The sequence below is a fragment of the Rhizobacter sp. P2_H2 genome (assembly GCF_056403375.1).
The window spans coordinates 1-4590 of record NZ_JBFUFP010000397.1 but is presented as its reverse complement, the minus strand read 5'-3'; the positions used below and the strand labels follow the sequence as shown (position 1 = coordinate 4590).

The 4590-nt window shown below is 68.1% G+C and carries 6 protein-coding genes; 2 read left to right on the top strand and 4 right to left on the bottom strand.

Going from position 1 to position 4590, the window contains the following annotated elements; all coding sequences use genetic code 11:
* Window positions 1-389 (top strand): hypothetical protein (locus AC1D15_RS18880; RefSeq protein WP_477827186.1); only part of this gene is annotated, 389 nt, incomplete at its 5' end.
* Window positions 390-399: 10 nt separating this feature from the next.
* Here the strand turns inward: AC1D15_RS18880 and AC1D15_RS18875 are convergent.
* From AC1D15_RS18875 to AC1D15_RS18860, 4 genes are all read right to left on the bottom strand, one after another.
* Window positions 400-975, bottom strand: a complete 576-nt coding sequence (locus tag AC1D15_RS18875; RefSeq protein WP_477827185.1) for a DUF3501 family protein — start codon at window positions 973-975, stop codon at window positions 400-402.
* Between the two features lie 13 nt (window positions 976-988).
* On the bottom strand, window positions 989-2335 hold the full coding sequence (locus AC1D15_RS18870; RefSeq protein ID WP_477827184.1) for a (Fe-S)-binding protein: 1347 nt from the start codon (window positions 2333-2335) through the stop codon (window positions 989-991).
* A 7-nt stretch (window positions 2336-2342) separates the two neighbouring features.
* Entirely contained in the window at window positions 2343-2762 is a 420-nt protein-coding gene (locus AC1D15_RS18865) for a rubrerythrin family protein (RefSeq protein ID WP_047510032.1), read from the bottom strand.
* A 160-nt stretch (window positions 2763-2922) separates the two neighbouring features.
* On the bottom strand, window positions 2923-3789 hold the full coding sequence (locus AC1D15_RS18860) for an alpha/beta hydrolase (RefSeq protein WP_047510031.1): 867 nt from the start codon (window positions 3787-3789) through the stop codon (window positions 2923-2925).
* A 146-nt stretch (window positions 3790-3935) separates the two neighbouring features.
* Here AC1D15_RS18860 and AC1D15_RS18855 point away from each other — a divergent pair, with 146 nt between their 5' ends.
* Window positions 3936-4427 (top strand): pilin, encoded by a 492-nt coding sequence (locus tag AC1D15_RS18855; RefSeq protein WP_052212915.1) that lies wholly within the window; start codon window positions 3936-3938, stop codon window positions 4425-4427.
* The last annotated feature ends 163 nt before the right edge of the window (window positions 4428-4590 follow it).

Genomic DNA, 4590 nt, shown 5'->3' with positions numbered 1-4590 from the left:
ACCTCGCACCAGTCGGCATGATGGGCCCGGCCTGCAGCGCATTCGTCAATGTCGTCCTGGCCCAGCGCCAGCTCGGACCCGTGTCGGACATCGGCACCGTGGTCGCCGGTCATCTGGTGGGCCGGGCCGCCGCCCCCGATCTGCGCGACTGCCATGGCGTGCTGCGCGTGTCCAGGAAGATCTGGAAGGCCGCGCGCGACACGCGGCGGCAGGCCATGCTGCACCTGATGAAAGCCCCCTCGACCTGCGAACGACAGGCGCTGGAAAGGCTTCGCTGGATCAAACTGGGCCAGATATTCGACATCGTCAGCCTGGAGGAAGCAGCCCAACTGGCCGACTTGCACAGCCATTGGCTGCTGCAAGACCCTGCAGCCCTTCACTTTCAGTGAAACCCGCGGCCTAGCGCAGATCCCCCGCCAGCGACGCCAGCGTCTCCGGGCCGATCGCCACATGCGCCGGGTAGTTCGTGTGGTCGCAACCCAGCTTGCAGGCCGCCCCGGCGCGCAGCGCCTCGCGTGCGGCGGGCGGAAACTCGAAGCGCAGGAAATGCACCGCCGAGGTCTTCTCGTCGGTCTCGCGGTCGAGGTCTTCGTCGGCGATCGCGTAGACGCGCGGGTGGCCCTCGACCTCGACGAACATGCGGTCCTCGATGCCGATCAGCCGCGCCAGTTCGCGGCGGCGCTCGTGCACGTCGGGGTACTCGATCAGCATCGTCGCCTTCCAGTTGCCGCCGTCGGGCAGCAGCGGCGCGTAGGCCTCGATCTCGCCCTGGATGCCGGCTTCGTCGAAGATCTTCTCGATGTGCAGCATCTCCTGGATCTGGCGGCGGATCGTCTGCTCGTCCTCGAACTGCACGGTGACGTGCTCGCCCAGCGCCACCGAGCGCCGCCGCCGGTGCGCGATGAAGCCGGCCCGCTGCGCGGTGCGTATCTTCGCGTAGGCCTCCAGCGTCAGCAGGCTGTCCTTCGTGATCATCTCGATCGCTCCCTCAGAGTCCGTAGGCGATGCGCACCAGGCTCAGCGGGTGCGCAAGCTTCGACGCCGGCGCGCCTTGCTGCGCCATGCCCTGCGCGATGTGGTGCCCGGCCAGCGCGCAATCGGAGCTGATGTAGTCCGGCTCGTTCATCGCCATCGCCTTGAACACCGGCCGGCCGATCTTCATCGCGACCGGGTGGTACGGCGTCTTCACGCCATAGGTGCCGGCATGCCCGGAGCAGCGCTCCACCGTGTTGAGCTGCACCGATACCCGCTGACCGATCAGCTTCAGCACCTCCTCGGTCTTCCTGCCGATCTTCTGCACCCGGCCGTGGCAGGGAATGTGGTAACTCACCTTGCCGAGCGGCTGCTTGAAGTCGGTCTTCAGCAGGCCGTCCTTGTGGCGCGCCATCAGGTACTCGAACGGGTCGAACATCGCCTCCTGCACGCGCTTCACGTCCGCGTCGTCGGGGAACATCAGCGGCAGCTCCTGCTTGAACATCAGCGTGCAGCTCGGGATCGCGCTCAGGATCGCGAAACCCTCCTTCGCGTAGCGCGCGAGCACCGGCACGTTGGCCTCCTTGTGCTTCGCCACCGCATCGAGGTCGCCGAGCTCCAGCTTCGGCATGCCGCAGCACGACTCCTTCTCGACGATCTCGTACGGGATGTCGTTGTGCGCCAGCACCTTCAGCAGGTCATGGCCGATGCCGGGCTCGTTGTAGTTGACGTAGCAGGTCGCGAAGATCGCCACCTTGCCGGGCGTGCGCTCGCCGTTCGTCACCGCCACGGCTGCCCCTTGCTTCTTCGCGCTCCAGCGGAAGCGGCTCGCGGCGAGATCGGGCAGCCAGGCCTCGGGGTGCACGTGCAGCGTGGCGTCGAGCAGCTTGCGCATCGGCTTCGTGCGGTTCAGCGCATTCGCCACCTGCACCACCACCGGGATGCCGGCGAACTGGCCGTGCACGTCGGTCGACGCGAGGAAGCGCTCGCCGGCGCCGACCTCGCCCTTCTTGAACTTGATCGCCTTGGCACGCAGCATCGTGTGCGGGAAGTCCAGGTTCCACGGGTGCGGCGGAACATACGGGCACTTCGTCATGTAGCAGAGGTCGCACAGGTAGCACTGGTCGACCACCTTCCAGTAGTCCGGCTTCGCGACGCCGTCGACCTCGCCGGTCGAACTCCCGTCGACCAGGTCGAACAGCGTCGGGAACGACTGGCACAGGCTCACGCAGCGCCTGCAGCCATGGCAGATGTCGAAGACGCGCTCCATCTCATGGAGGCACGCCCCCTCGTCGTAGAACGAGGGGTTCTTCCAGTCGACCGGATGGCGTGTGGGCGCTTCGAGGTTCCCTTCGCGGGTCATGCTGTTGTCAATCGACCAGCGCGTCCAGTGCCTTTTGATATCGGTTCGCGTGTGAGCGCTCGGCCTTGGCCAGCGTCTCGAACCAGTCGGCGATCTCGTCGAAGCCTTCGGTGCGCGCCTGGCGTGCCATGCCCGGGTACATGTCGGTGTACTCGTGCGTCTCGCCGGCCACCGCGGCCAGCAGGTTCTGCCGGCTCGAGCCGATCGGCAGCCCGGTCGCCGGGTCGCCCACGGCCTCCAGGAACTCGAGGTGGCCGTGCGCATGGCCGGTCTCGCCCTCGGCCGTGGAGCGGAACAGCGCCGCCACGTCGTTCTGCCCTTCGATGTCGGCCTTGTTCGCGAAGTAGAGGTAGCGGCGGTTGGCCTGCGACTCGCCGGCAAACGCATCCTTCAGGTTCTGCTCGGTCTTCGATCCTTTCAATCCCATGGCGCTCTCCAGCTAGTGAATGAAGTGGACCGGCGAACCGTAGCGCGACCGCCGGCGCGCGGCAAATACAAAGCTTCAATGCAGTGCATAGCAGACGGCTATGTTTTCTGCGGGTAAACGAGCAAGGAAAAATCGCGAGGAAGGAAAATCGCCGAACCGGTCATCCCAGCCCGAGCAGCTGGCGCGCCAGGTGGTTGAGCCGCCCGCCCGGCGACGCCAGGTCGTGCAGCACGGTGAAGTGGTTGGCGCCGGGGATGCGCTCGCACACCGGCACCGCGCGCTCGCCCCAGGCGATGCGGATCGCGTCGTTCTGCAGCAGGAATTCCTCGCTCTCGTCACCCCCGACGACAGCGCACAGCACGCCGTTCGGTGCCGGCATCGCCACCGGGCTCAGCTTCGCGGCCAGCGCCGGCGTGAGCCGCAGGTCGTCCGCGAGGAAGGGCGCGCGCCGCACCGGCTCCAGGTCGAACACGCCGCTGACCGCCAACGCGCCGCGCACCAGGTGCGGCGGCAGGTCGATTCCCACCTGGGGCCATTCGCAGTTCAGCAGCATCGCCGCCAGGTGGCCGCCGGCCGAGTGCCCGGCCACGATGATGCGCAGCGGGTCGCCGCCGTACAGCGCCGCGTTGCGCCACACCCAGGCCAGCGCCTTGACCATCTGCAGCGCGATGGAATCGACGCCCACCGGCGCCCCCCGCGCGCCGGGGCACAGCGCGTAGTTCGGCACCACCACCATGGCGCCGGCATGCACGAAGGTCGGCGCGAGGAAGGAATGCTGGGATTTGTCCAGCGAGCGCCACCAGCCGCCGTGGATGAACACCAGCACCGGGGCGCCGGCGCGTGCGGCCGGGAAGATGTCGAGCGTCTCGTTCGGCCCGTCGCCGTACGGCACGTCGATGCGCCGCGACAGCCCGTCGCGCGACAGCGCCGACGCGCGCGCCCACCGCTCGAAGATCGCCGGGTGCTCCGGATGGCGGGCCCGGTTGTCGTATTGCCGGTCGAGGCGGTCAGGATCGAATCGGGCCATGCAGTCTCCGCGGTGCCGGCGCAGGGGTGCCGGATGGGGGCGTTTCTAACCCGCCCGCCGCCGCAGGGCAAGCCGGCGCAGGTCACCGATCGAAACCGGCGCGGCGGCGGCGCCACGGCAGAATGCGCCATCGCTACGAGGCCCGCATGCACGCACGCCCCCCTTGCCCTTCCCGCGGATTCACGCTGATCGAGCTGATGGTCGTGGTGGCCGTCATCGCCATCCTCGCCACGCTGGCCATGCCCAGCATGCAGGGCCGGCTGGTGCGCGGGCAGCTGGTCGATGCGGTCAAGCTGGCCGACATCGCCAAGGCGCCGGTGGCCGCCGCCTGGAGCACCACCAAGACGCTGCCGCTGGACAACGCCGCCGCCGGGCTGCCGGCGAGCGACAAGATCGTCAGCACGCTGGTGAGTTCGGTGGCGGTCGAATCGGGCGCGATCCAGATCACCTTCGGCAACCAGGCCAACGGCGCGATCCGCGGCAAGACGCTGACGCTGCGTCCGGCCGTCGTCGAAGACGCACCGGTCGTGCCGGTCTCGTGGGTCTGCGGCCATGCGCCGGTGCCGGCCAAGATGACGGTCAAGGGCCTCGACAAGACCGATGTGCCGACCAACTTCCTGCCGGTGAACTGCCGCTGAGCGCATCGCCCCAAGCTGGCACGAAGATCGCTTCCATGCCCTCGCCTGGCCGGAAATCCCGCGCCGGGCGGTCGTCCCCGCGGTTTCGGGGCGATCCGGAAACATGGAGTTCACATGATTGACAAACAACGTCACCGTTCCCCGGCCCCGCACGGCTTCCTGC